Genomic DNA, 24484 nt, shown 5'->3' on the forward strand with positions numbered 1-24484 from the left:
TAAATTGTTTACATTATCTTCGCAAGAAAATAAGTTTCTATGTCAATAGTACTCATCATAGCAGGTTTTGTTTTATTAGTAGTAGGAGGAGAATATTTGGTGCGATCTTCGGTAGCTTTATCGTTCAAGTTTAATATTTCCCGAATGGTTATTGGCTTAACGGTAGTCTCTTTTGCTACTTCCTTACCCGAACTATTGGTGAGTTTACAAGCCGCAATGGAAGGTTTTTCAGATATTAGTTTAGGAAATGTGATTGGTTCTAACATTGCCAATATTGGTCTAGTGTTAGGGATCACTTCCATTATTAGTACGATTGAAGTTGATAAAGATTTCTATAAATTTAATTGGCCTGTGATGATGTTATTTTCATTGGCATTATATGTTTTCTTGCAAAGTGGTTATCAAATCTCCCGGATAGAAGGGGGTGTTTTTGTAGGGGCTATTGTAATTTATTTGTTTATTTTAATTCAACGTGCCCGAAAACACGATGAAGTTCCTACGGAAGATGTAGATGAAAGCTTACAGGGAGTTTCTGGTTTTAAGATTGTAATTTGGTTATTAATTGGAGGGGCGGCCCTTTATTTTGGTTCTGAATGGTTGGTAGAAGGTTCTGTAGATTTAGCGAAGAAACTGGGCGTAAGCGAACGGGTAATTTCTGTCACGATGATTGCTATAGGAACCAGCGTGCCGGAGTTAGCTGCTTCTGTAATTGCGGCCCTAAAGAAAGAGAAAGCACTTTCATTAGGAAACTTAATTGGTTCCAATATTTTTAATATAGGTTCGGTTTTAGGATTGACCGCTTTAATAAAACCTATTCATTTAGAATCTAAAGCTGTGTTAACCAATGATATATTTTGGATGCTTGGTTTTGCCTTGGTATTATTGCCTTTGGTGTTTCTTCCAAAACGTTACACCATCAGTAAATATAAGGGATTTGTGATATTTGCGGGGTATGCATTGTTTATTGGTTTAGCATTTTCTTAATAAGTCTTATTTTTTAGGGGTAAGATAATTTTAAGGATGCTTTTTTAAGAACTTAACAAAAAAAATTAGGGGGTATTTATAAAAACACTATTTTTGTGCTAGCAACACAAAAAGTTAATTATAAATGTCAACGCTAAGATTTCAAGCTTTAAAGAAAACATTAAACAGAAAACCAGTAGAGGTGAAAGAGCCCGCTAGGCGATCTGAAATTTTTGGGAAGAACGTATTTAATGAACCGGCCATGCGCCAATACCTTACCAAAGATTCTTACAACAGTGTGATGGATGCTATCGAAAATGGTTCTAAAATCGATAGAAATTTAGCCGACCATATTTCAACAGGAATGAAAGAGTGGGCGATCTCTAAAGGAGCTACTCACTACACACACTGGTTTCAACCTTTAACAGGTTCTACTGCAGAGAAACACGATGCCTTTTTTGAGCCAACCGGAAACGGTTCTGCGATTGAAAAATTTGGAGGTGGTTCTTTAGTACAACAAGAACCGGATGCTTCTAGTTTCCCTAACGGAGGAATTAGAAATACATTTGAAGCAAGAGGTTATACCGCTTGGGATCCTACATCTCCTGCATTTATTTTAGGAACTACCCTTTGTATTCCTACCGTATTTGTATCTTACACAGGAGAAGCATTAGATTATAAAGTACCCTTGTTACGTTCGTTACAGGCATTAGATAATGCAGCAACAGAAGTAGCAAAATATTTCGATAAAAAAGTAACCAAAGTAAACGCTACTTTAGGTTGGGAACAAGAATATTTCTTGGTAGATGCAGCATTAGCAGCTTCCCGTCCAGATTTAGTATTAGCCGAAAGAACTTTATTAGGTCATGCACCTGCTAAAGGGCAGCAGCTAGACGATCATTATTTTGGTTCTATTCCTACACGTGTAATCAATTATATGCGTGATTTAGAAACAGAATGTATGTTACTGGGTATTCCGGTAAAAACCCGTCACAATGAGGTTGCACCTAACCAGTTTGAATTAGCGCCAATTTTTGAAGAGGTAAACTTAGCGGTAGATCACAACCTATTATTGATGGATGTGATGGATAAAGTTGCTGAGCGTCACCACTTAAAAGTGCTTTTCCATGAAAAACCATTTGCTGGAGTAAACGGTAGTGGTAAACACAACAACTGGTCGTTGGCAACCAATACTGGAGTCAATTTATTAAGTCCGGGGAGTACCCCAATGAAGAACCTTCAGTTCTTAACCTTCTTTGTGAATACTATAAAAGCAGTTTACGATAATGAAGAGTTAATCCGTTCTTCCATTGCGTCAGCTTCAAACGATCACCGTTTAGGGGCGAACGAAGCACCACCGGCAATTATTTCAGTTTTCATTGGTTCTCAGTTAACCAAAGTTCTTGATGAACTGGAAAAAGTAACCGATGGTAAACTTTCACCACAAGAAAAAACAGATCTTAAATTAAACGTAGTCGGTAAAATTCCTGAAATTTTATTGGACAACACCGATAGAAATAGAACTTCTCCTTTTGCCTTTACCGGTAATAAATTTGAGTTAAGAGCAGTAGGTTCAACTGCTAACTGTTCTAACCCAATGACGGTATTGAATGCTGCGGTAGCTAAACAACTTCAAGACTTTAAAGTAGAAGTAGACAAGCTTGTAAAAGATAAGAAGATGAAGAAGGATGATGCTATCTTTAATGTACTTAGAGATTACATCAAAAAGTCTAAGAAAATTAGATTTGAAGGCGATGGTTACGGCGAAGCTTGGGAAAAAGAAGCTAAGAAACGTGGCTTAAGCAATAACAAGAAAACTCCGGAAGCACTTAAAGTGAAAATCGCAGACAAAACCATCAAGTTGTTTGAAGATTTGGGAGTAATGAACCGTGTAGAAATGGAAGCCCGTCACGAAATTGAAGTAGAAGAGTATGCAATGCATATTCAAATTGAAGGACGTGTATTAGGTGATATCGCAAGAAATCACGTTATCCCAACAGCAATTAGATACCAAAACATTTTAATTAAGAACGTACAAGGACTTAAAGAAATTTACGGTAACGACTTTAAAAAGCATGCAGGCGAGCAATTAAGCATTATTGAAGAAATTTCCAGTCATATCGAAAAGATAAACAAAGGAATTACAGAGATGATCGATGCCCGTAGAGAAGCCAACAAAATAGAAGGAGCTGAAGAAAAAGCATTTGCTTACTGTGATAAAGTAAGACCTTATTTTGATGAAATTAGATACCATTGCGATAAGTTGGAAATTTTGGTTGATGATGAATTATGGCCAATAACCAAATACAGAGAATTGTTATTCACTTACTAATCTGAATAACTTTTAAGAATACCGCCCCGTTTTTTAAACGGGGTTTTTTTAATTCCTTATTTTTGCAGTTCAATACCAAATCATATGAGTCAAGAAGTAAGTAAACGTTACGCACAAAGAGGTGTTTCCGCAGGAAAAGAAGATGTACATAATGCTATAAAAAATGTAGATAAAGGCTTATTCCCAAAAGCCTTTTGTAAAATAGTACCCGATTATTTAACCCAAGATGAAGAGTACTGCCTAATTATGCACGCCGATGGGGCAGGGACTAAATCTTCCCTGGCTTATATGTATTGGAAAGAAACCGGAGATATTTCGGTCTGGAAAGGGATAGCACAGGATGCACTTATTATGAATATAGACGATCTTTTGTGTGTGGGAGCCACCGATAATATATTACTTTCTTCTACCATAGGTAGAAATAAAAATTTAGTTCCGGGTGAAGTCATCTCAGCTATCATTAACGGGACGGAAGAGTTAATTGCCGAATTAAAAGATTTTGGCGTAGAAATTCATTCCACCGGAGGGGAAACTGCCGATGTTGGGGATTTGGTAAGAACCATTATTGTAGATTCTACCGTAACAGCAAGGATGAAGAGAAGCAAAGTGATCGATAATGCTAATATAAAAGCCGGCGATGTGATTGTAGGGCTTTCTTCTTCAGGAAAAGCTTCTTATGAAAAAGAATATAATGGCGGAATGGGAAGCAACGGTCTTACCTCTGCACGTCACGATGTGTTTAGTAAAGAACTAGCAAAGAAATACCCAGAAAGTTTCGATAACTCCATTCCTTCAGACTTGATTTACTCAGGAACTAAAAAATTAACTTCAGATGTTAAAGATGCTGAATTGGACGCTGGTAAATTAGTGCTTTCTCCAACCAGAACTTATGCACCAATCATCAAGAAAATACTTTCAAAATATTCTTCAGAAGAAATTCACGGAATGGTCCATTGTAGTGGAGGGGCACAAACCAAAATCCTTCATTTTATAGGAGATAATTTACACGTGATTAAGGATCATATGTTTGAAGTGCCACCACTTTTCAAATTAATTCAGCAAGAAAGCAAAACCGATTGGAAAGAAATGTACCAAGTTTTTAATATGGGGCATCGAATGGAAATTTATGTACCACAGGAATATGCAGAAGAAATTATTACTATCTCAAAATCGTTTGAAGTAGATGCTCAGATTGTAGGAAGGGTAGAAGCTTCAGAAGAGAAAAAACTAACAATAAAAAGCGAATTCGGAAGTTTTACTTACTAAGACCATAATTGAAGGATAATGTTGAAGAAGTTTATTTTAGTTTTTGTAGTTCTTTGCACTAATTTTTTAATCGCTCAAACACGGGATAGCATTGTATCGGTAAATACCTTAACCCCCTATGCTTATCAACCTTTTTTTCCAATCACCAAAGTAGATAAGCTAAATAGGTTAAGTAAGTACCATCCCAACATAAGCTTTTGGAAAGAAGTAAATAAAATAGGGCTGGATCTTTCAGAGGTTGCTTTCGTGAACTGGAATGCCGGTGGGGCAAATTCTATTGCAGCCTTAATGAGTACAGATTTTAAAAGAATTTACGAGCGAAAAAACATTCGTTGGAAAAATGAATTGATTGCCCGTTACGGGATCAATAAGCAAACCGAGCAAGAGATTAGGAAAACCGACGATCATTTAGAGATAAACTCAACCTTTGGTTACCGGAAAGATACACTTTCTAACTGGTATTATTCGGCCAAAGCCAATTTTAGTACACAATTTTCTAACGGGTATAATTATCCTGATACATCCAAGAAAATTTCCACTGTTTTGGCGCCGGCCTATTTGTTTTTAGGAGTTGGTTCAGAATATAATTCGGAGAAAGAAAACTTAAACATTTATGCTTCGCCGCTCACGCTACGTTCTACTTTTGTATTAGATCAGGACTTAGCAAATGATGGCGCTTTTGGGGTAGAGGGAGCTGTATATGATGAAGAAGGAAACCTTATTAAAGAAGGTGAAAATATACGCACCGAGGTAGGGATTTTGTTTACCAATGAGTATAATACAGAGATTTTCGAAAATATAGGCTTAAGCAACAAATTGAGTTTGTATACCGATTATATTAATAAATTCGGGAATATAGATGTGAATTGGGAGCTGAACTTTAACTTTCAAGTCAATCAATATGTATTAGCTAAACTCGGTTCTCACTTAAAATATGATGATGATATTAAAGTGCAGGAAGAAAATGCCGAAGGAGAATTGGTAGATGCCGGACCTAAAGTACAATGGAAACAACAATTGGGGATTGGGGTTATTGTGAATCTTTAGTCGTGAGATATCCGTAGCTCTCTAAATCTTTTTGATTTTTTATAGCAATAGATCTTGTACCTTCAATTAGATAAAGTCTTTCGCAAACGTCCAGTACATCTTCATAAAAATGATCGCTTAGTAAAATAATTTTATTCGATTTTTCCTGGTGAATAAGGGTCTTTATTTTTTCAATCTGAAGTGGAGCGATATTAGAAAAAGGTTCATCGAGTAAAACCACTTTTACACCGAGTTGTAATACTAAATAGATTTCCAGTATTCTACGTTCACCACCTGATAATTCTTTGATTTTTGAATTTTCATACAAAGCTAATTCTTCAAATATTGAAGTGAACCTTTGCCAAGAGCCTTTGTATAAGCCAAATACTTTTTTTAATAAAAGTTCTTTGGGGATAAAGTTGTTTTGAGGTAAATAAGCTACCATGCCAATTTTATAGAATTTTTGTGTAATAGCTTTTTTGTTTAACCGAATGAGTTTATGTTTAGGTTGAAGGGATCCGAAAATAATTCTGAATAAACTGGATTTTCCGCAGCCATTTTTACCTAAAATTCCTGTTACCTTTCCTTTCTCTGCTTTAATATAAATAGCTTCTAAAATAGGCTTAGAGTGAAAACTTAATTCAATATTATCTATTTCCAATATCATAAAATTGTTAAAAGCAATGGGGGTATTTTATATAAGCTAATACTAATTGTTATATCTATTAAAAATACAGCTCCTAATAAATATCGAATTGAAAGTCCTAAATTTTGATAAAAAGTAAAACCAGATTTGCTTCCTTTTATGTTTGGCAAAAAAATTCCTAAACTAATTGCTATCAACTTAAAAAAAATAGTGCTTACTAATAGAAAACCTAATACATAACATAGTACACTCATCAAGAAGCTTGCTAATAAATATTTTTGGTAAAAAAGCCAGATTAACTTGAGTTTTAGAAACATTCTTCTAAATTACTAAAATTTTATAACTTCAACTTCAATCTTAAATAATCACCAAATTTATCGTAAATTTGCGAACATTACGAGGAAGAATTATGATAGATAAATTAAATATAGTTAAGCAACGTTATGATGAGGTGAATGATTTAATCATTCAGCCGGAAATTATTGCTGACCAGAAACGTTACGTAGAGCTTACCAAAGAATATAAAGACCTAAAAGACCTGATGGTTGAAAGGGATAAATATGTAGAGCTTACCAATAATATCTCAGAAGCTGAAGAAATTATTGCTGATGGGAGCGATGCTGAAATGGTCGATATGGCCAAAATGCAAATAGAAGAAGCTAAAGAAGAGTTGCCTGCCTTAGAAGAAAAAATAAGGATGATGCTTGTTCCTAAAGATCCCGAAGATGCGAAAAATGCAGTGGTAGAAGTTCGCGCCGGAACCGGCGGAGATGAAGCCAGTATTTTTGCAGGCGATATCTTTAAAATGCTTACCAAATATTGCGAGAGCAAAGGTTGGAGAGTTAGTACTGTAGATTTTTCTGAAGGGACCAATGGTGGTTTTAAAGAAATTCAGTTTGAAGTTTCTGGAGAAGATGTTTATGGAACGTTGAAATATGAAGCCGGGGTACACCGTGTACAACGGGTGCCACAAACCGAAACTCAAGGCCGTGTACATACCAGTGCCGCCACCGTGATGGTTTTTCCGGAAGCCGAAGAGTTTGATGTAGAAATTGATCCTAAAGATGTACGTATCGATTATTTCTGTTCTTCAGGACCAGGAGGTCAGTCGGTAAACACTACTTATTCGGCGGTGCGTTTAACTCACGAACCTACCGGAATTGTAGCACAGTGTCAAGACCAGAAATCGCAACATAAAAACAAAGAGAAAGCTTTTAAAGTATTGCGTTCTCGTTTGTACGATATGGAACTGGCGAAAAAGCAAGAAGAAGATGCCGCTAAACGAGGTTCTATGGTAACCAGTGGAGACCGAAGTGCAAAAATTAGAACGTATAATTACCCACAAGGTCGTGTTACAGATCACCGTATTAATTTAACGCTTTATGATTTGCAGAATATCATCAACGGGGATATTCAAAAAATTATCGATGAGCTTAAATTGGTAGCCAATACCGAAAAATTAAAAGAAGCTTCAGATTCTTTATAATCCAATTTTTGTATCTTTAGTCAACAGGTAATTTATTTCCGGTGAATATTGAAACTACAAAATTAGAACTAATACAGCAACTTCAGAAAACGAAGGATAAAGCCGTATTGCTTAAAATTAGAAAAGTTTTTGAAGAAGAATCTGGTGATTGGTATGAGGAATTATCTGTAGAAGAAAAAGAAGAAATTGAAATAGGTATTCAACAAGCTGATGAAGGAAAACTAGTTTCCCACGAAAGTGTAATGGCGAAACTAAAAAAATGGCATTGACGGTAGTTTGGACAACTCAAGCTGAAAATGGACTTTTAGAAGTGATTGATTATTTAGAAAGAGCATCGAGCGTAAATGAAATACTTCAATTAGAAAATAATATTAACGAAGTGATTTCTTTGATTTCTGTAAATCCTGATTTATTTCCTCTTCATGAAAATTTGAAGTTACGCAAAGCTTTAATTGATAGAAATAATTATATAGTCTACAGGGTAAATACTGAAAAAGATAAAATAGAGATAATTAATTTTCGAGGAACAAAACAAAAACCACTATAAGTTTAGTGGTTTTTATTTTTATAAAAATACTATGACAACAACAGAACTCATTTCCCAAATCAAAAAGAAAAAATCCTTCTTATGTATTGGTTTAGATGTAGATTTAGAGAAAATCCCGCAACATTTGTTAGCAAAAGAAGATCCGATTTTTGAGTTTAATAAAGCGATTATTGATGCAACCCATCATTTGGCAGTAGCATACAAACCTAATATTGCTTTTTACGAAGCTTATGGTATTGAAGGTTGGCAAGCTTTAGAGAAAACTATTTCTTACCTCAATGAAAAACACCCTGATATTTTTACCATTGCCGATGCCAAACGCGGTGATATAGGCAATACCTCTACACGTTATGCCAAAGCTTTTTTTAGCGATTTAAATTTCGACTCAATTACCGTAGCACCATATATGGGAGAGGACTCTGTAGTGCCTTTTTTAGAGTTTGAAAACAAGCATACCATTTTATTAGCTTTAACTTCCAATCGTGGGGCATTCGATTTTCAGACAAAAAAAGTAGATGGGGAAGAAGTCTATAAAAAAGTATTGCAGACCTCACAAACCTGGAAAAATCATTACAATTTAATGTATGTGGTCGGAGCCACCAAAGCTGAATATTTTGCAGAAATCAGAAAAATAATTCCAGATAGTTTTATTTTGGTTCCCGGTGTGGGAGCCCAAGGCGGAAGTGTTGCTGAAGTTTGTAAATACGGATTGAATGAAAATGTAGGATTACTCATCAACTCTGCCCGCGGAATTATTTATGCTTCAAGCGAAGAAAATTTTGCTGATGCCGCTGCTGAAAAAGCAAAAGAACTTCAACAAGAAATGGAAAGCGTTTTAGAAAAGATGTAATTCAAAAGTTATACAATTAATTCTTATGACAAATTAGATAATGGAGAGTTTGAACTTTATGAAACATTTCATGTATCTGTATCCTTTGATTATAATAAAAATAATTATCCTCTATTTGGCAACTATAAATAAGTATTAGCTTTCTGTATTTTCTTAAACCTAAGAAAGATATAAACTTCACATGTTATTGAAACCTGTGAAGTTTTTTTATTTCTAATTATATTGAAAATGATTATTTTGTGGTTATGAAATTAGAAAACTCAGCGATTTATATAAAAGCAAATATGATTGAGCGAATTAGCTCAAAAATTGTTGACTTGGTAAATAATTACACCTATAAGGATGTAACGAATTTAGAATACTTAAAAATGCAAGCCAGTTTTATTGCAGAAGATAGTTTGAAAATTCCGGTGAAAATTGCTGGCGCTTGGAATGTAGAACTCTATGATATAAAAATGGAAAATGCTGCTATTGTAAGGCGTTCAGCTAGAGAAGTGAGAACGCATTTAATGGGATTGGAAATTCACGGATTTAAAGAAACAGAATACTTAGATTTATTGAGAAAAGAAATTGATGAATTTAGGGTATTGTTTGCAGAATGGGTAAAAACATTTGATCCTTGGAATTACATCATCGATCGTTGGGGGCTATTTAATCCACCGGGGGTGAATTATGACGATAAAGATCCTGATGATGATCTCCCTTTTGATCCACCAGATTTTGAAGATTTGTAAATAAACTGAGAAATTTTTCTTGCAAGGTTTTTAAAACCTTGTAGGTATACATTGATGATCTATTTCAATAAAATATTTCTTACTTTGTAGTTATGCAATTTCAAGATCAGTTACAGCGAACAGTTGAGTTAAGTGAAGTTCCTTCCCGAATTATATCTTTAGTTCCCAGTCAAACCGAATTGTTAGTTGATTTAGGATTGAAACAACAACTTGTAGGGATCACTAAATTTTGTGTGCATCCGGTAGAATTACGAAAACAGATTCAACTAGTTGGTGGCACGAAAGAGGTGAAATTGAAAAAAATTAGAAAACTTCAACCCGACCTTATTCTTTGTAATAAAGAAGAAAACACTCCGGAAATGGTGGAAGCACTAGAAAAAATAGCTCCCGTTCATGTTTCCGATATTCAGGATATAGAAGAAAGTTTGACATTGATTCAGCAATACGGGGAAATTTTTTCTGTCGAAGAAAAAGCAGAAAAAATCACCGCTAATATTCAAACGGAATGGAGAAACTTCAAGCAATTCATCAATGATCAACCTAAACGAAAAGTCGCCTATTTTATTTGGCGAAAACCTTGGATGGTAGCCGGAAGCGATACATTTATTGATTATTTACTTCAGTTGAATAATTTTGAAAATATTTTTGCTGAAACCCCGCGCTATCCGGAAGTTGATTTACATCGTTTAAAAGAAGCAGATTGGGTATTGCTTTCTTCGGAACCTTTTCCCTTTAAAAAGAAGCATCAACTAGAACTTGCTGAATTTGTAAATCCTGATAAAATAAAATTTGTAGATGGAGAGTTTTTTAGTTGGTATGGTTCACGATTAGAGAAAGCTTTTCGGTATTTTAAAAAATGGCATTTAGCTGAATTGCCTTTGCAAAACGGATAGCAGCGGCATCCTTTTTTAGCTCTTTCTGCCACATAATTTGTCTAGCTCTTACTTGTTATTTTCTAATAAATCGCGAGGATCTTTCCTAAGCTTAAGCGGAATATCTTCTTCGGTACTGTAGAGTTTGAGTTCTGTAATATCTGCCGGTAAATTGAAGCCGTTTATAGCAAGCGCTTCTTTTACTTCTTTAATTACCAAACCTCGCAACACACTGGAAGTTACACGATAATCGATGGTGTTAATCCAAAAGAATACTTTTAGGTTAATCGTGCTTGCAGCGAGTTCGTCTTCGATTACAAATGATTCGTGCGCTTCATCTTGAATGATATTTTTATTATTGGCAAGCACTTGTCTTATTAGTAGTTTTGCTTTCTCAATATCGTTTTCATATCCAATACCTACTACAAATTCTAAACGGAAAAAACCATCGGCAGTATAATTTTCAACAGGTTTCGTAAGTACATCACTATTGGGAATGTAAATATCCCTTCCGTCGGTAGTTTTTATGTGGGTATATCTAAAATTAAGAGCTTTAACTTTTCCGAACATAGTATCAATTTTAATGGTATCGTTAATTCGAAAAGGTCGGTTAAATGCTAAAATAATTCCCGCAAGAAAGTTTTTACCAATGTCCTGAAAGGCGAAACCAAGAATAATGGCAGCACCTCCGGCAGCGGTTAAAATTCCGGCAGCAATTCTACTAAGTCCCGCCACTTCCAAAGCAATCATAATAGAAATAAGAATGAGGATTATTTTAATAGCTTGAGCTAAGAACCTTGCCATCAAAGGATCATTAGCTTTCTTTAAAATTCTTCTTTTGTAAATATTGGTGATTAATTGCGCGATGAGCACTCCAGCTATAATTACAAAAATTCCTAAGGCTATTCTAGGCAGTATTTCTAAAAATTCATGGTAATAGCGGTCTATCGAATTAACGACGGTGGTAGTTGGAGGTTGAAATAGTAACATGTTGAAAAATTAGGTTTCAAGGTAGTGAAAGAAAGAATAGAAATATTTTAAAAAGTTCATAAAAAAAATCAGCCCTGAAGCTGATTTTGAATTTTTAATGTAACCTATTGAGCTCTAATCGCCTAAGTTCCTGTAAAATTTGGCGGGCTTCCTGATTAAAGTAATCGCTTTTGCGTTTGTTCTTTGGCGCAATTTCATAGGCCTTTCGCATCAATCGGGTATACTTTTCTTTAAGTCTTTGTATTCTATCATTATTTTTATTCCACCTAAACATATTCTTTCTTTTCATTTATCAGTACAAAATTAAAAGATAAGATGTTTAGTGTTTATTAAAATTCGTTAAGCTATTAATAAAGTATAGATAAGTGGTAAACTGTATCGTTAATAATTTAACAAAAAAAAGCCGCGGAAAACTCCTCGGCCTTTTGACTTAACCCAAATAAATATTGAGATACCCTAAAATCTCACTGCAAAGATGAGGCGTAAATCTGCAATAGATGTTATCTTAATATTACTTAGTATTAGCTCTGGGTTATTAATCTTGAAGGGCGAAAACCCTCTTTAATAAATCGGTGGTTCTGCTGGCTATATTGGTTCTAATTTCTTGTTCTTCTACAGCTATCATCGTATAGACTCCATCTAAAGCTTCTTTAGTAACATAATCGGTTAAATCTGGATTCACATTTTGTGTAAATGGAATATTATTATACTTGGTAATGATATTTGACCAAATTTGATCGGCTCCCACTTTATGAAAAGAATTTTTAATTACCGGATTAAATTTGTTGTACAGCTCTTGAGAAGTTTTTTGTTCTAAGTAAGTAGTGGCAGCTGTATTATCTCCTAATAAAATATTTTTAGCATCGGTAAAAGTCATTTGTTTAATGGCATTTACAAAGATAGGTGTAGCTTCTTTGGTGGCATCTTCAGCCGCGCGATTTAAAGCTTTAATCCCTTCATCGGCTAAACTTCCTAAACCTATATCCCTTAGGCCTTGTTCTACTTTTTGCAGCTCTTGTGGTAATAGGATTTTTACGAGTTGATTTTTATAAAAACCGTTGGTTTGTGTAAGCTTACTTACTTGATCATCAATACCTTTATCTAAGGCTTGTTTAAGGCCATTGGCTATTTGTTGTTGACTAAGTCCAAAACCTTGTTGTGGGTAATTTTCTGCGATAGATTGTAACTCAGCACACGAAATTAAGGAGAAGCAGATCAAACAACTAAGAAAGATTCGTTTTATCATAATTATAAAAATTTGTTAATTTTTAGAGTTTGTTTGTGGTATAAATAATAAAAAAGCCTTGATTTTAAGTATTTATAATGAATACCTATTTTGTGATATACATTTTCGATTTCAGCTTGCCGTAAAAATAGTTTATCTTTAATCGAATAAAAAATTTAAGTTATGAGCGAAGAAAAAAAACTAACGACCGCTTCGGGAAGACCATTTTATGAAAAAGAAGATTCATTAACGGTTGGTCGTCGAGGTCCCATATTATTAGAAGATTATGTGCTTCATGAAAGCATGGCACATTTTAATAGAGAGCGTATTCCTGAACGAGTGGTTCACGCTAAAGGTTCAGGAGCCTTTGGTACCTTCACCGTTACCCATGATATTACGAAGTATACCAAAGCAAAAATGTTTTCTGAAATAGGTAAGAAAACAGATATGTTAGCTCGTTTTTCTACCGTAGGAGGAGAGAAAGGTTCAGCAGATTCAGACCGTGATCCGCGCGGGTTTGCTTTAAAATTTTATACGGAAGATGGAAATTGGGATTTGGTAGGGAATAACACTCCGGTGTTTTTTATTAAAGATCCTAAAAAGTTTGGTGATTTTATTCATACCCAAAAACGCCATCCCTTTACCAATATGAAATCGCAAACGATGCGTTGGGATTTTTGGTCATTAAATCCGGAGTCGCTTCACCAAGTTTTAATTTTGATGAGTGATCGCGGAACGCCTTATGGTTTTAGGCACATGAATGGTTATGGTTCCCATACTTTCTCTATGATTAATGCGAATGATGAACGTTTTTACGTGAAATTTCATTTTAAAACCGATCAAGGGATTAAAAATTTCACCGATGAAGAGTCAGTAGAGATGGCAGGTAAAAATCCAGATTTTGCCCAACAAGATTTATTGGAACATATTGAAGAAGGAAAATTTCCAACTTGGACCTTGAAAATTCAGGTAATGCCGGAAGAAGAAGCTAAAAATTATAAATGGAATCCTTTTGATCTAAGTAAAGTTTGGCCTCACGGAGATTATCCCTTAATCGAAGTAGGGAAAATGGAACTCAATAAAAATGCGGATAATTACTTCGCTCAAATAGAACAATCTGCATTTGCTCCGGCACATATTGTAGATGGTATTGGTTATTCACCCGATAAAATGCTTCAAGGAAGATTGCTATCCTACCCGGATGCTCACCGTTATAGATTAGGTGCAAACTATGAGCAAATTCCGGTAAACCGATGTCCTTATGCGGTCAATAATTACCAACGAGATGGATTTATGACTGTAAGTGATAATGGCGGAAGATCTGAAAATTACTTTCCCAACAGTTTCGATAATATAAAGAAAGCTGAAGATTATAAATTAAAACCACCAAGAATTACTGATGCTGAAGCCGATTGGTACGACAGAAATGCGTCAGTTAGCGGAGATGATGATCATTACACTCAACCCGGTGATTTATACCGTTTAATGAGTGATGAAGCCAAAGCACATTTAGTGCATAACACCGTGGGTTCTATGAGCCAAATAGAAGGTCCTAAAAAAGAAGAAATCACCCAACGGCAATTACAACATTGGTACAAAGCCGACAAAGAATTAGGGGAAAAAATTGCTGAAGGATTAGGAGTACAAATAAACTTCTAAACTTCATACATTTTATGGAAGATGGTAAAGCGTTCTAAGTATAGAGCGCTTTTTTATTTTGAAAAATTCAAGCTAATATTTTCCATAAAAAAAGGGCTCATAATGAGCCCTTATACAAACTTGTCTTTTTAAGAACATACCCCACGAATATTCTTTAAAGAAGACATTATAAATGTAAAATGATTTTAGCCTCCAAACAATACCCTATATAGGGTATATTGCGATATATAAAATTTCATAAAACGTCTTTTTTGGATATTTTTAGTTATTATTTTATCTGTAATGGTTAAAAGTCTAAATCTTAACTTAAGCATTTTTGAATCATTATAGGGGTATTATTTAAAGCATATACAGAGTGAATAAAGGTCATTAATAATTGAGAAAAACACCCAAAGAGAACTAATTTTAAATAATTTAATTCCAAAACAGGATTAACTTCTATTTTGATAGCTTTTTCGTAAATTTACGCACCTTAAATTAAGAATTTTTCAATGGAACAAGCAAAGCCCTATAAACCCAAACATAAAGTAAGAATAGTTACAGCAGCCTCTTTATTTGATGGCCACGATGCAGCCATTAATATTATGCGTCGTATCATTCAGTCTACCGGTGTAGAAGTAATTCATTTAGGTCACGATAGAAGTGTGGAAGAAGTAGTGAATACTGCAATCCAAGAAGATGCTAATGCCATAGCCATGACATCTTATCAAGGAGGTCATACCGAATATTTTAAATATATGCACGATTTGCTCAAAGAAAAAGGAGCAGGTCATATTAAAATTTTTGGCGGCGGAGGCGGAGTAATTCTACCGGAAGAAATAAAAGAACTTCACGAATACGGAATTACCAGAATTTATTCTCCCGACGATGGCCGCGAGATGGGATTACAAGGGATGATTAACGATTTAGTGCAACAATCAGATTATGCGATTGGCGATGCATTGAATGGAGAGCTGAAAGAACTTCCTACTAAAAATGATAAAGCCATTGCTAGGATTATTTCTTCTGCTGAAAATTTTCCTGAAATCGCAAAATCAACTTTAGATAAAATTCACGAGAAAAATAAAAGCATAAAAACTCCGGTTTTGGGAATCACCGGAACCGGTGGTGCAGGTAAATCTTCTTTGGTAGACGAATTGGTACGTCGATTTTTAGTCGATTTTGAAGATAAAACCATTGGGATCATCTCGGTAGATCCTTCTAAACGAAAAACCGGTGGCGCTTTATTGGGCGATCGTATTCGTATGAATGCTATTAATTCACCTCGAGTGTATATGCGTTCGCTGGCGACGAGACAAAGTAATTTGGCCTTGTCCAAATATGTACAAGAAGCCATTGAAGTATTAAAAGCTGCAGAATACGATTTAATTATTTTAGAAACTTCAGGGATCGGACAAAGTGATACCGAAATTCTAGACCATTCCGATGTTTCCTTATATGTGATGACGCCGGAATTTGGAGCAGCTACACAATTAGAGAAAATCGATATGCTTGATTTTGCCGATATTGTAGCTATTAATAAATTTGATAAGCGTGGTGCTTTAGATGCGCTACGTGATGTTAAAAAACAATACCAGCGAAACCACCAATTATGGCATGAAGATGCTGAAAAACTTCCGGTTTATGGTACCATTGCTTCCCAGTTTAACGATCCAGGGATGAATAATCTTTACAAAAAGATTATGGATACCTTGGTAGAGAAAACAGAAACTTCTTTAAAAAGCGATTATCATATTTCAGATGAAATGTCTGAAAAAATATATGTGATTCCTCCAAGACGTGTCCGTTACCTTTCAGAAATTGCTGAAAATAATCGCGGTTACGACGAAAAAGTAGAAAATCAAGTAGAGGTAGCTCAAAAACTTTACGGGATTTATAAAACAATTCTTTCAGTTCTTAATGTCACTTCGAGTGGAGTAGAGAAGTCTTATTTAACCAAGTCTGGTTTACATGAAGAAGAACTTCTTGAACAAGTTCAACAAGAAGACGATCAACAATTTGTAGAATTATTGATTGCTCAATTCAACAAAACAAAAATGGATTTCGATCCTTATAACTGGGAAGAAATCTTAAAATGGGAAGACACCGTTAAGAAATACGAATATCCTGTTTATACCTTCAAGGTCCGTGATAAAGAAATAAAAATAGAAACCCATACCGAGTCGCTTTCGCACTTACAAATTCCGAAAGTAGCTTTGCCAAAATACAAAGCTTGGGGAGATTTACTGAAGTGGCTTTTACAGGAAAATGTACCGGGAGAGTTCCCTTACACAGCAGGTCTGTATCCGTTTAAGCGACAAGGCGAAGATCCAACTCGGATGTTTGCCGGAGAAGGCGGGCCAGAACGTACCAACCGTCGTTTTCATTACGTGAGTTTAGGTTTACCGGCTAAGCGACTTTCAACGGCTTTTGATTCGGTTACATTGTATGGTAATGATCCTGATGAGCGCCCTGATATCTATGGAAAAATTGGGAATGCCGGAGTTTCCATTTGTTGTTTAGACGATGCAAAGAAACTGTATTCAGGTTTCGATTTAGCACATCACCTTACTTCCGTAAGTATGACCATAAACGGTCCGGCACCAATGCTACTTGGTTTCTTTATGAATGCGGCTATCGATCAGCAATGTGAAAAGTACATTAAAGAAAATGGCTTAGAAAAAGAGGTAGAGAAAAAGATTAAAGCGATTTATAAAGAAAGTGGACTGGAACGCCCAACTTATCGCGGTGAACTTCCGGAAGGAAACAATGGTTTAGGGTTAATGTTATTGGGAGTTACCGGAGATCGTGTTCTTCCCGAAGAGGTTTATGCCAAGATAAAAGAAGAAACCATGGCGGTAGTTCGTGGTACGGTGCAAGCCGATATTTTAAAAGAAGATCAAGCACAAAATACGTGTATTTTCTCTACAGAATTTGCTTTGCGCTTAATGGGAGACGTACAAGAATATTTCATTGAAAATAGAGTACGTAATTTCTATTCCGTGTCTATTTCCGGTTATCATATTGCTGAAGCCGGAGCCAATCCAATTACGCAATTGGCATTGACATTGGCAAATGGTTTTACTTATGTCGAGTATTACTTAAGCCGTGGAATGGACATCAATAAATTTGGGCCCAACCTTTCTTTCTTTTTCTCTAATGGAATTGATCCCGAATACGCCGTGATTGGTCGAGTAGCTAGAAAAATTTGGTCAAAAGCTTTAAAGCATAAATATGGAGCCAATCCACGTGCACAAATGCTGAAATATCATATTCAAACTTCAGGAAGATCACTGCACGCGCAGGAAATTGATTTTAATGATATTAGAACCACGCTTCAGGCCCTTTATGCGATTTACGATAACTGTAATTCGTTACATACCAATGCTTACGATGAAGCGATTACTACCCCAACAGAAGAATCGGTAAGACGTGCGATGGCTATTCAGTTGATTATTAATAAAGAACTAGGACTGGCGAAAAACGAAAACCCAATTCAAGGTTCATTTATTATTGAAGAATTAACCGATTTAGTGGAAGAAGCCGTTTTACAGGAATTTGATAGAATTACTGAACGTGGCGGCGTACTTGGAGCCATGGAAACGATGTATCAACGCTCAAAAATTCAAGAAGAGAGTTTGTATTATGAGACCTTAAAGCACAATGGTGATTTCCCGATTATTGGAGTGAATACTTTTTTAAGTAGTAAAGGATCACCAACAGTAACACCGGGAGAAGTTATTAGAGCTACAGAAGAAGAAAAACAGTTTCAATTAACCACTCTGAAGAAACTTCATGAAACGTATAAAGATAGTGCGGGCGAAGCATTGAGTAAAGTACAAGATGCTGCTATCCATAACCAAAACATTTTTGCAGAATTAATGGAAGCCACTAAAGTTTGTTCTTTAGGTCAAATTACTGAAGCTTTGTTTGAAGTAGGGGGGCAATACCGTAGAAATATGTAAACTATTTAGATGTAACCCCATAAAAAAACCTTAATGTGATATTTTACATTAAGGTTTTTTTTGTTTGCCCCTTTAATTAGTTAACAAAGTTTAACGCTTTGATTATGTTTTGGTTAAATAAAATTCAATTAGTAAATTATTAATAATAGTTGAAGCATGATCAAGTTATCTTTGAAATAAAAAAAGATGAAGGATCATACTATTACATTTTTAGTTTTGACATTGGTAACAGGAATTAGCGGATTTGCTCTAGGAGATTTTATAGGCATTGAATTTTTAAGAATAATGTTTGTTGTTTTTACAGATTTATTGGTCGTTTCTCTTTTAGCAAAAGGTCTTTTTTCAGATAATAAGAAATTACAGAAAATTAGAGTAAAAAAATAATTTATTTTCTTTTTTCATTGCATTTGTTCTGAATTCTAAACTAACTTTGCCTCAAAGATTTAAGGGTTGAAAAAAGCAATTTTCTTTATTTTTTTTATAATTTCTTCGGGGTGTGGTTTTGCACAAGTTGAAGATAGTTTAATTACAGCAGTAGATTTTCAACAACATTTAAATGAGGAATTTGCCACAAAGGAAACATCTCCTTTAACCGATGAAGATTTAAAGGTTTTCGAGAGCTTAGACTTTTTTGAGATTAATCAAAAATATGTAGTAGAAGCTACTTTCTCTAGAACAGCTTCAGAGCTACCTTTTGTAATGCCCACCACTACTGAGCGGCAACCCATTTATGTGAAATATGGAGAGTTGAAATTTTCATTGAATAACCAAGAATTTAGTTTAAACGTATACCAAAACCAACGCCTACTTTCAGAGGATAAGTATAAAGATTATCTATTTATTCCATTTACCGATTTAACTAACGGAGAAACTTCTTATGGAGGCGGAAGGTACTTAGATTTTAAAATACCTAATTCTTCTAAAGTTATCCTAGATTTTAATAAAGCCTATAATCCTTATTGCGCTTACAACGCCAACTATTCTTGCCCAATTCCTCCCAAAGAAAATGACTTGCCGGTTAAAATTGAAGCAGGTGTAAAAAAATATAAAAAACGTGGGGTAAAACCTTTACAGGTTGATAATGTAAAATAAAGCTACATTAAAATGCTTAGAAATTGGCGTTTGTAATTTTAATTGTCTTCTTTATAAGTTGTTCTATAGATTTACAAATATTTTTTAAAAATTCATAAGCAAAAATACTTACCGAGAATATGCCTGCTGGCATAAACAATTTTCTGTAGTTCTTAGATCTATAATGTCATTAACGTAGTAAATAGCGGTACAGCATACAAAGACAATAACGATAATGCATAAAGTTAAAATGTAAATTTCGTGTTTAGAAATTTCAATTTTCCATTGATCGTTTATTCTGCTAAATTTCATGAGAGCAAGTCAGATGATTTTTTGAGTATTTTTTCTCTTTCAATCAGTTCTAATTTCCAAATCAATCTTATTTCATCTTCTAAGACAGAGTGCGCTTTTTGGTTAAGCACATCCCTAATGCTATGTGCTTTAAAAAAGTTTCCGTTGCGGTTTTTTACTTCACCTCTTTCAGAGATTTTGGTGGCCAATTTTTGGGCAGACTTGGGCCCAAAGAGTTTTTTAATGGCATCAGCTTCTTTTTTTGATATCATAATTTACCAACTGTTTGAGATTGTTATTCATTAGTTTTATATTTGCTACAAATACGCTGTAAATACACTTATTATCACAGTAACCATACTGTAATGAGTTACAAATATACAGTAAATTTTTTGTTTTTTACAACATAAATCCTGTTATGGCAAAAAAAGTAATTGATAGAATAGAAGAACTTATTTCTTATTACGACTTGTCTTACAATGGTTTTGATAAAAAAGTAGGCCTGAGTAACGGTTATATAGGAAGGCAAATTAAAAATAACGCTAACCTAGGTTCTCATATTCTTGAAAAAATTTATGCAACTTTTGATGAGGTTTCAGGAGATTGGTTGTTGGGTGCAGATGTTCCAATTCTAAAAAAAGAACTTTATAAAGTATATAAAAATCCGCATATTTCAGAAGAACCGGCTGAAAAATATAAAGTGCTTTCTAATTTTGAAAAAGGAGTCTTAGACTGTCTTCAAAAAGAACCTTTTCGGGAATACATAAAAACCATCATTTTAGAAGAAGAAGGTCAAAAAGAAACAGAAAATAGCCAGTCTTAATTTTACTTTCTCAGCTTTTACCTTACCAACCACATTCCTATAAAAACTGCAGCAAAACCCAGCAATACACTTGCCAATGCATAGATGGTAAAACTTATAAAATCCCCGGATTTTAAAAATAAATGACTTTCGTAAGCGAAGGTAGAAAAAGTAGTAAAACCGCCACAAAATCCAGTAGCTAATAGGAGCGTGGTTTCCTGTGATAAATTTTCAGACTTTGCTAAGTATCCAAGAATAAGCCCGATAAGTAGGCTACCTAGAATATTGGCTAAAAAAGTGCCATAAGGAATGCCGGTTATTGAGTTATTCAACCATTTTCCCAGTAAAAAGCGCGCAATACTTCCGCTTCCACCTCCAATAAATACCAGTATTAATTGCTTCATTATAAACTTTCCGAGGTCAAGACACTAACTTCTTTTCTTTTAATAGGAAGAAAAATTTCTGTTTCCCAATTGGCGGGGTTAGGCTCTTTTCCTGGATCTGTTACATAAATTTCAAAAGGAGCGATGTCTTCATTTTTTACAAAATCGGTTCCTGCCAAATAAGAATTAGCTTCATCCCACGCTTCTGGTAAATTAGTATAATTTCCGGTTAAGGTTACTTTTAAAGCTTTTGTCTTTTCAATATAACCATTTAGCACATCGCTTTCTTGTGGTGTAACAACTTTACTTGTGGTTGGGATTCCGCAGGAAATAATAACTGTTCCTGAATCCTCGTTAATTTGGTTATAAACCGTAAGAGGTTTTCCACTCATTTCAATATCATTATCTGTCATAAACCTTGCTACCTGCGGGAATAGTTGTTCCATTTTTCTTTCTAATACCTTTGGATTGTTTTTAGAAGCGGTAGTTACATACATATAAAAAGTTCCACCATATTCAGTAATTCCATCTACATTAATAGCATATTGTTGCATTTTTTTGGTAAGCCTTTCTTTTAATTGCGTAAGCCCTTTTTCAAACATTGGTTTTACGCGTTGGCTCATCGTACTATCTTGAGTAAGCATGTGTATTTTATCAAAAAAACTTTGTTGACCTTTTGTTCCCCAAGTAACTTTAGTTTTTCCTTTTACAGGCTCAAATTTCCAATAAACATCACTTTGCGATTTTCCAAAAGGGGTTTCTATAACAATTTCCTGATCTATTGATTTATTCGGAATGACCTTTACCGTTTTCATAGATCCATCCATAGATTTATCGCCCACCCAAGAATAAGAAGCACCTTCGCCACTGGTTTTTTCAGGATAGTTAAATACCATATTAGGATCTTCTTTTTTCCAAGGACCCCAATCTTCCCAACTTTTAAAATCATTAACCTCATTAAAAACCATAGCGGCTGGTACATCCATCAGCATCGTTTCTTCAGCTTGGTAATTACCATCTATAGTAGCAACATAAATTGCCCCTCCAATAATAACAATTAGGATTAAGAAAAATAGGTACTTGAAAATCTTCATTTTAAAAATTGTTAAATTTTGTTAAGCTAATATACACAATTTACAAAACCTTAATCATTACATTTGTAAAAAACAATTAATATTATATACAATGAAATTTAAATTTATACCCATGCTTTTAGCGGCATCTCTGTTTATTGTTTCTTGTGAAGACAATAAAAAAGAAGAAAAAGCTGAAGATTCTAAAGAAAAAACAGAAAAAGTCGCTGCTGAAGACTTTGATTATACTGCGGATGAATTTGCCGATATTAAAATACTTCGTTACCAAATTCCCGGTTGGGAAAACCTTTCTCTAAAAGAGCAAAAACTGGTTTATTACCTTACGCAAGCCGGACTTTCTGGACGTGATATTATTTGGGATCAAAATTATAAAGACAACCTTAAAATTAGAAAAGCCTTCGAAAATATTTATAGTAATTACGAAGGTGATAAATCTACAGAAGATTGGAAAGCTTTTGAGACCTATTTAAAAAGAGTTTGGTTTTCTAACGGAATTCATCACCATTACTCTATGGATAAGATGAAACCAGAATTTTCAAAAGAATACTTAAATAAGCTTTTAAAAGAAACCAATACACAACTTACCGGTGAAGCCTTCGACGTTTTATTTAACGATAAAGCGATGAAAAAAGTAAACCTTAATGAAGAAAAAGGTTTGATTAAAGGTTCTGCCGTTAATTTTTATGGCGATAACATCACTGCAGAAGAAGTTGATGCTTTTTATGCTGAAAAGAAATCACCCAACCCTAAACATCCCCTTTCATTTGGATTGAATTCTAAATTAGTTAAAGAAGATGGGAAGTTAGTAGAAAAAGTATGGAAAAGTGGCGGAATGTATGGTGAATCTATAGATGAAATTATTAAATGGCTGGAAAAAGCAAAAGGTGTTGCTGAAAATAAAAAACAAGCAGATGCTTTAGAGCTTCTTATAAAATATTACAAAACCGGAGATTTACAGACTTGGGATGATTATAATGTAGCTTGGGTGGAAGCTACCGAAGGTAACATTGATTACATTAACAGTTTTATAGAAGTTTATAATGACCCAAAAGGGTATCGCGGTTCTTACGAAACCATCGTACAAATCAAAGATTTTGATATGTCGAAAAAAATGCAGGTTTTAGAAGAAAATGTACAGTGGTTTGAAGATAACTCGCCTATTATGGACGAGCATAAAAAAGATTCAGTAGTTGGAGTAACTTATAAAACGGTTATTGTTGCCGGAGAAGCTGGAGATGCTTCCCCAAGCACACCAATTGGAGTAAATTTACCGAATGCGAACTGGATTAGAACGACCCATGGTAGTAAATCGGTTTCTTTAGGGAATATTATCCACGCTTATGAAAATGCAGGTGGTTCAGATAAGTTGAAAGAATTTGCTCACGATGAAGAAGAGATTCAACTTTCAGAAAAATATGGTGCTCAAGCCGATAAATTGCATACAGCACTTCACGAAGTAGTTGGCCACGCCTCTGGTAAATTGAATCCAGGAGTAGGGGAGACCAAAGAAACTTTGAAAAATTATGCTTCTACGATGGAAGAAGGCCGTGCAGATTTAGTAGGACTTTATTTTTTAATGGATCCAAAACTAGAAGAACTTGGTTTGACCGATGATTATGAAAAATTGGGTAAAGCAGCTTACAACGATTATATTAGAAACGGATTAATGACGCAATTAACCCGAATTGAATTAGGGAAAGATATTGAAGAAGCTCACATGCGTAACCGCCAATGGGTAAGTGCTTGGGTTTTTGAAAAAGGAAAAGAAGAAGGCGTTATCGTAAAAGAAACCGTGGATGGCAAAACTTCTTTTGAAATTAAAGATTACAAGCGTTTACGTGAGTTGTTTGGTGAATTATTAAGAGAAGCTCAGCGCATCAAGTCTGAAGGTGATTTTGAAGCAGCGAGAGACTTAGTAGAAAATTATGGTGTAAAAGTAGATCAAGACGTCCATAAAGAAGTTTTAGAAAGAAACAAGAAATTTAAGTCGGCTCCATACAGCGGATTTATCAATCCTGTTTTAGTTCCTGAAATGGATGATAATGGAGAGATTAAAACTATAAAAGTTACACAGCCAGAAAACTTTGAAGAACAAATGATGATGTATTCTAAAAATTATGGCTTCTTACCAGAAGAGAATTAATATTTCAGGTCATTGTTGCTTATAAAATAAAGAGGCCGTCTAAAAACAATTTGGGCGGTCTTTTTTTTTGGTTGTTTTTAGGGTTAAAGCAAGTTTTAGTGATATTGGGTTAACTAGTTAAAGGTTAAAAGTTGGGTTTTACCTTCATCAGGACATTATA

At 34.7% G+C, this 24484-nt stretch carries 23 protein-coding genes; 16 read left to right on the forward strand and 7 right to left on the reverse strand.

Features of this window, described 5'->3' with window-relative positions; genetic code table 11:
- The first annotated feature begins 39 nt into the window (after positions 1-39).
- The 4 genes from FVB9532_RS14290 (at position 40) to FVB9532_RS14305 (ending at position 5608) form a co-directional block, all read left to right on the forward strand.
- A complete protein-coding gene (locus tag FVB9532_RS14290) occupies positions 40-984 on the forward strand; it encodes a calcium/sodium antiporter (protein ID WP_150545853.1) in 945 nt (314 codons plus the stop codon).
- Between the two features lie 124 nt (positions 985-1108).
- Positions 1109-3295: a glutamine synthetase III family protein gene (locus FVB9532_RS14295; protein ID WP_150545854.1), complete on the forward strand. Its 2187-nt coding sequence runs from the start codon at positions 1109-1111 to the stop codon at positions 3293-3295.
- 84 nt (positions 3296-3379) lie between these two features.
- The gene (locus FVB9532_RS14300; RefSeq protein WP_150545855.1) at positions 3380-4561 is read left to right on the forward strand and encodes an AIR synthase related protein; all 1182 of its coding nucleotides are present in this window, start codon (positions 3380-3382) and stop codon (positions 4559-4561) included.
- Positions 4562-4579: 18 nt separating this feature from the next.
- Positions 4580-5608, forward strand: a complete 1029-nt coding sequence (locus FVB9532_RS14305) for a DUF3078 domain-containing protein (RefSeq protein WP_150545856.1) — start codon at positions 4580-4582, stop codon at positions 5606-5608.
- On the opposite strand, the gene FVB9532_RS14310 is transcribed toward FVB9532_RS14305, so the two are convergent.
- Positions 5592-6254: an ATP-binding cassette domain-containing protein gene (locus tag FVB9532_RS14310; protein WP_150545857.1), complete on the reverse strand. Its 663-nt coding sequence runs from the start codon at positions 6252-6254 to the stop codon at positions 5592-5594. The genes FVB9532_RS14305 and FVB9532_RS14310 overlap by 17 nt on opposite strands.
- Before the next feature lie 388 nt (positions 6255-6642).
- On the opposite strand from FVB9532_RS14310, the gene prfA reads away from it, so the two are divergent.
- The 6 genes from prfA (at position 6643) to FVB9532_RS14340 (ending at position 10743) form a co-directional block, all read left to right on the forward strand.
- Positions 6643-7719 carry a peptide chain release factor 1 gene (prfA, locus tag FVB9532_RS14315; RefSeq protein ID WP_150545879.1) on the forward strand — a complete coding sequence of 359 codons (1077 nt, stop codon included), beginning with the start codon at positions 6643-6645 and terminating at the stop codon, positions 7717-7719.
- Positions 7720-7760: 41 nt separating this feature from the next.
- Positions 7761-7988 (forward strand): hypothetical protein, encoded by a 228-nt coding sequence (locus tag FVB9532_RS14320; protein WP_150545858.1) that lies wholly within the window; start codon positions 7761-7763, stop codon positions 7986-7988.
- Positions 7979-8266, forward strand: coding sequence for a type II toxin-antitoxin system RelE/ParE family toxin (locus FVB9532_RS14325; RefSeq protein WP_150545859.1), 288 nt, complete (start codon positions 7979-7981; stop codon positions 8264-8266). Before FVB9532_RS14320 ends, FVB9532_RS14325 begins: the two co-directional genes overlap by 10 nt.
- A gap of 31 nt (positions 8267-8297) precedes the next feature.
- The gene (pyrF, locus tag FVB9532_RS14330) at positions 8298-9116 is read left to right on the forward strand and encodes an orotidine-5'-phosphate decarboxylase (RefSeq protein WP_150545860.1); all 819 of its coding nucleotides are present in this window, start codon (positions 8298-8300) and stop codon (positions 9114-9116) included.
- Positions 9117-9361: 245 nt separating this feature from the next.
- Positions 9362-9850 carry a hypothetical protein gene (locus FVB9532_RS14335; protein WP_150545861.1) on the forward strand — a complete coding sequence of 163 codons (489 nt, stop codon included), beginning with the start codon at positions 9362-9364 and terminating at the stop codon, positions 9848-9850.
- 92 nt (positions 9851-9942) lie between these two features.
- On the forward strand, positions 9943-10743 hold the full coding sequence (locus tag FVB9532_RS14340; RefSeq protein WP_150545862.1) for an ABC transporter substrate-binding protein: 801 nt from the start codon (positions 9943-9945) through the stop codon (positions 10741-10743).
- Between the two features lie 48 nt (positions 10744-10791).
- On the opposite strand, the gene FVB9532_RS14345 is transcribed toward FVB9532_RS14340, so the two are convergent.
- From FVB9532_RS14345 to FVB9532_RS14355, 3 genes are all read right to left on the reverse strand, one after another.
- Positions 10792-11712, reverse strand: a complete 921-nt coding sequence (locus tag FVB9532_RS14345) for a mechanosensitive ion channel family protein (RefSeq protein ID WP_150545863.1) — start codon at positions 11710-11712, stop codon at positions 10792-10794.
- Positions 11713-11806: 94 nt separating this feature from the next.
- Entirely contained in the window at positions 11807-12001 is a 195-nt protein-coding gene (locus FVB9532_RS14350; RefSeq protein WP_228482356.1) for a Lacal_2735 family protein, read from the reverse strand.
- A gap of 246 nt (positions 12002-12247) precedes the next feature.
- Complete coding sequence (locus tag FVB9532_RS14355; protein WP_394349666.1) at positions 12248-12958, reverse strand: DUF4197 domain-containing protein; 711 nt, start codon at positions 12956-12958, stop codon at positions 12248-12250.
- Positions 12959-13120: 162 nt separating this feature from the next.
- On the opposite strand from FVB9532_RS14355, the gene FVB9532_RS14360 reads away from it, so the two are divergent.
- The 4 genes from FVB9532_RS14360 (at position 13121) to FVB9532_RS14375 (ending at position 19632) form a co-directional block, all read left to right on the forward strand.
- Positions 13121-14596, forward strand: a complete 1476-nt coding sequence (locus FVB9532_RS14360; RefSeq protein WP_150545864.1) for a catalase — start codon at positions 13121-13123, stop codon at positions 14594-14596.
- 491 nt (positions 14597-15087) lie between these two features.
- Positions 15088-18540: a methylmalonyl-CoA mutase family protein gene (locus FVB9532_RS14365; RefSeq protein WP_150545865.1), complete on the forward strand. Its 3453-nt coding sequence runs from the start codon at positions 15088-15090 to the stop codon at positions 18538-18540.
- Between the two features lie 186 nt (positions 18541-18726).
- Positions 18727-18924, forward strand: coding sequence for a DUF1328 domain-containing protein (locus FVB9532_RS14370; protein ID WP_150545866.1), 198 nt, complete (start codon positions 18727-18729; stop codon positions 18922-18924).
- A 66-nt stretch (positions 18925-18990) separates the two neighbouring features.
- The gene (locus FVB9532_RS14375) at positions 18991-19632 is read left to right on the forward strand and encodes a DUF1684 domain-containing protein (protein ID WP_194716558.1); all 642 of its coding nucleotides are present in this window, start codon (positions 18991-18993) and stop codon (positions 19630-19632) included.
- Positions 19633-19919: 287 nt separating this feature from the next.
- Here FVB9532_RS14375 and FVB9532_RS14380 read toward each other — a convergent pair whose 3' ends face one another.
- On the reverse strand, positions 19920-20174 hold the full coding sequence (locus FVB9532_RS14380) for a hypothetical protein (protein WP_150545867.1): 255 nt from the start codon (positions 20172-20174) through the stop codon (positions 19920-19922).
- A gap of 146 nt (positions 20175-20320) precedes the next feature.
- On the opposite strand from FVB9532_RS14380, the gene FVB9532_RS14385 reads away from it, so the two are divergent.
- On the forward strand, positions 20321-20725 hold the full coding sequence (locus FVB9532_RS14385) for a hypothetical protein (RefSeq protein WP_150545868.1): 405 nt from the start codon (positions 20321-20323) through the stop codon (positions 20723-20725).
- A gap of 17 nt (positions 20726-20742) precedes the next feature.
- Here the strand turns inward: FVB9532_RS14385 and crcB are convergent, their stop codons facing one another.
- Together crcB and FVB9532_RS14395 are read right to left on the reverse strand one after the other, a co-directional pair.
- Positions 20743-21108, reverse strand: coding sequence for a fluoride efflux transporter CrcB (gene crcB / locus FVB9532_RS14390; RefSeq protein ID WP_150545869.1), 366 nt, complete (start codon positions 21106-21108; stop codon positions 20743-20745).
- A complete protein-coding gene (locus FVB9532_RS14395; protein ID WP_150545870.1) occupies positions 21108-22181 on the reverse strand; it encodes an SRPBCC family protein in 1074 nt (357 codons plus the stop codon). Before FVB9532_RS14395 ends, crcB begins: the two co-directional genes overlap by 1 nt.
- A 91-nt stretch (positions 22182-22272) precedes the next feature.
- Between FVB9532_RS14395 and FVB9532_RS14400 the strand changes: the two genes are divergently transcribed.
- The gene (locus tag FVB9532_RS14400) at positions 22273-24324 is read left to right on the forward strand and encodes a dipeptidyl-peptidase 3 family protein (protein ID WP_150545871.1); all 2052 of its coding nucleotides are present in this window, start codon (positions 22273-22275) and stop codon (positions 24322-24324) included.
- The last annotated feature ends 160 nt before the right edge of the window (positions 24325-24484 follow it).

The sequence above is a fragment of the Mesonia oceanica genome (genome assembly GCF_902499555.1).
Taxonomy (GTDB): domain Bacteria; phylum Bacteroidota; class Bacteroidia; order Flavobacteriales; family Flavobacteriaceae; genus Mesonia; species Mesonia oceanica.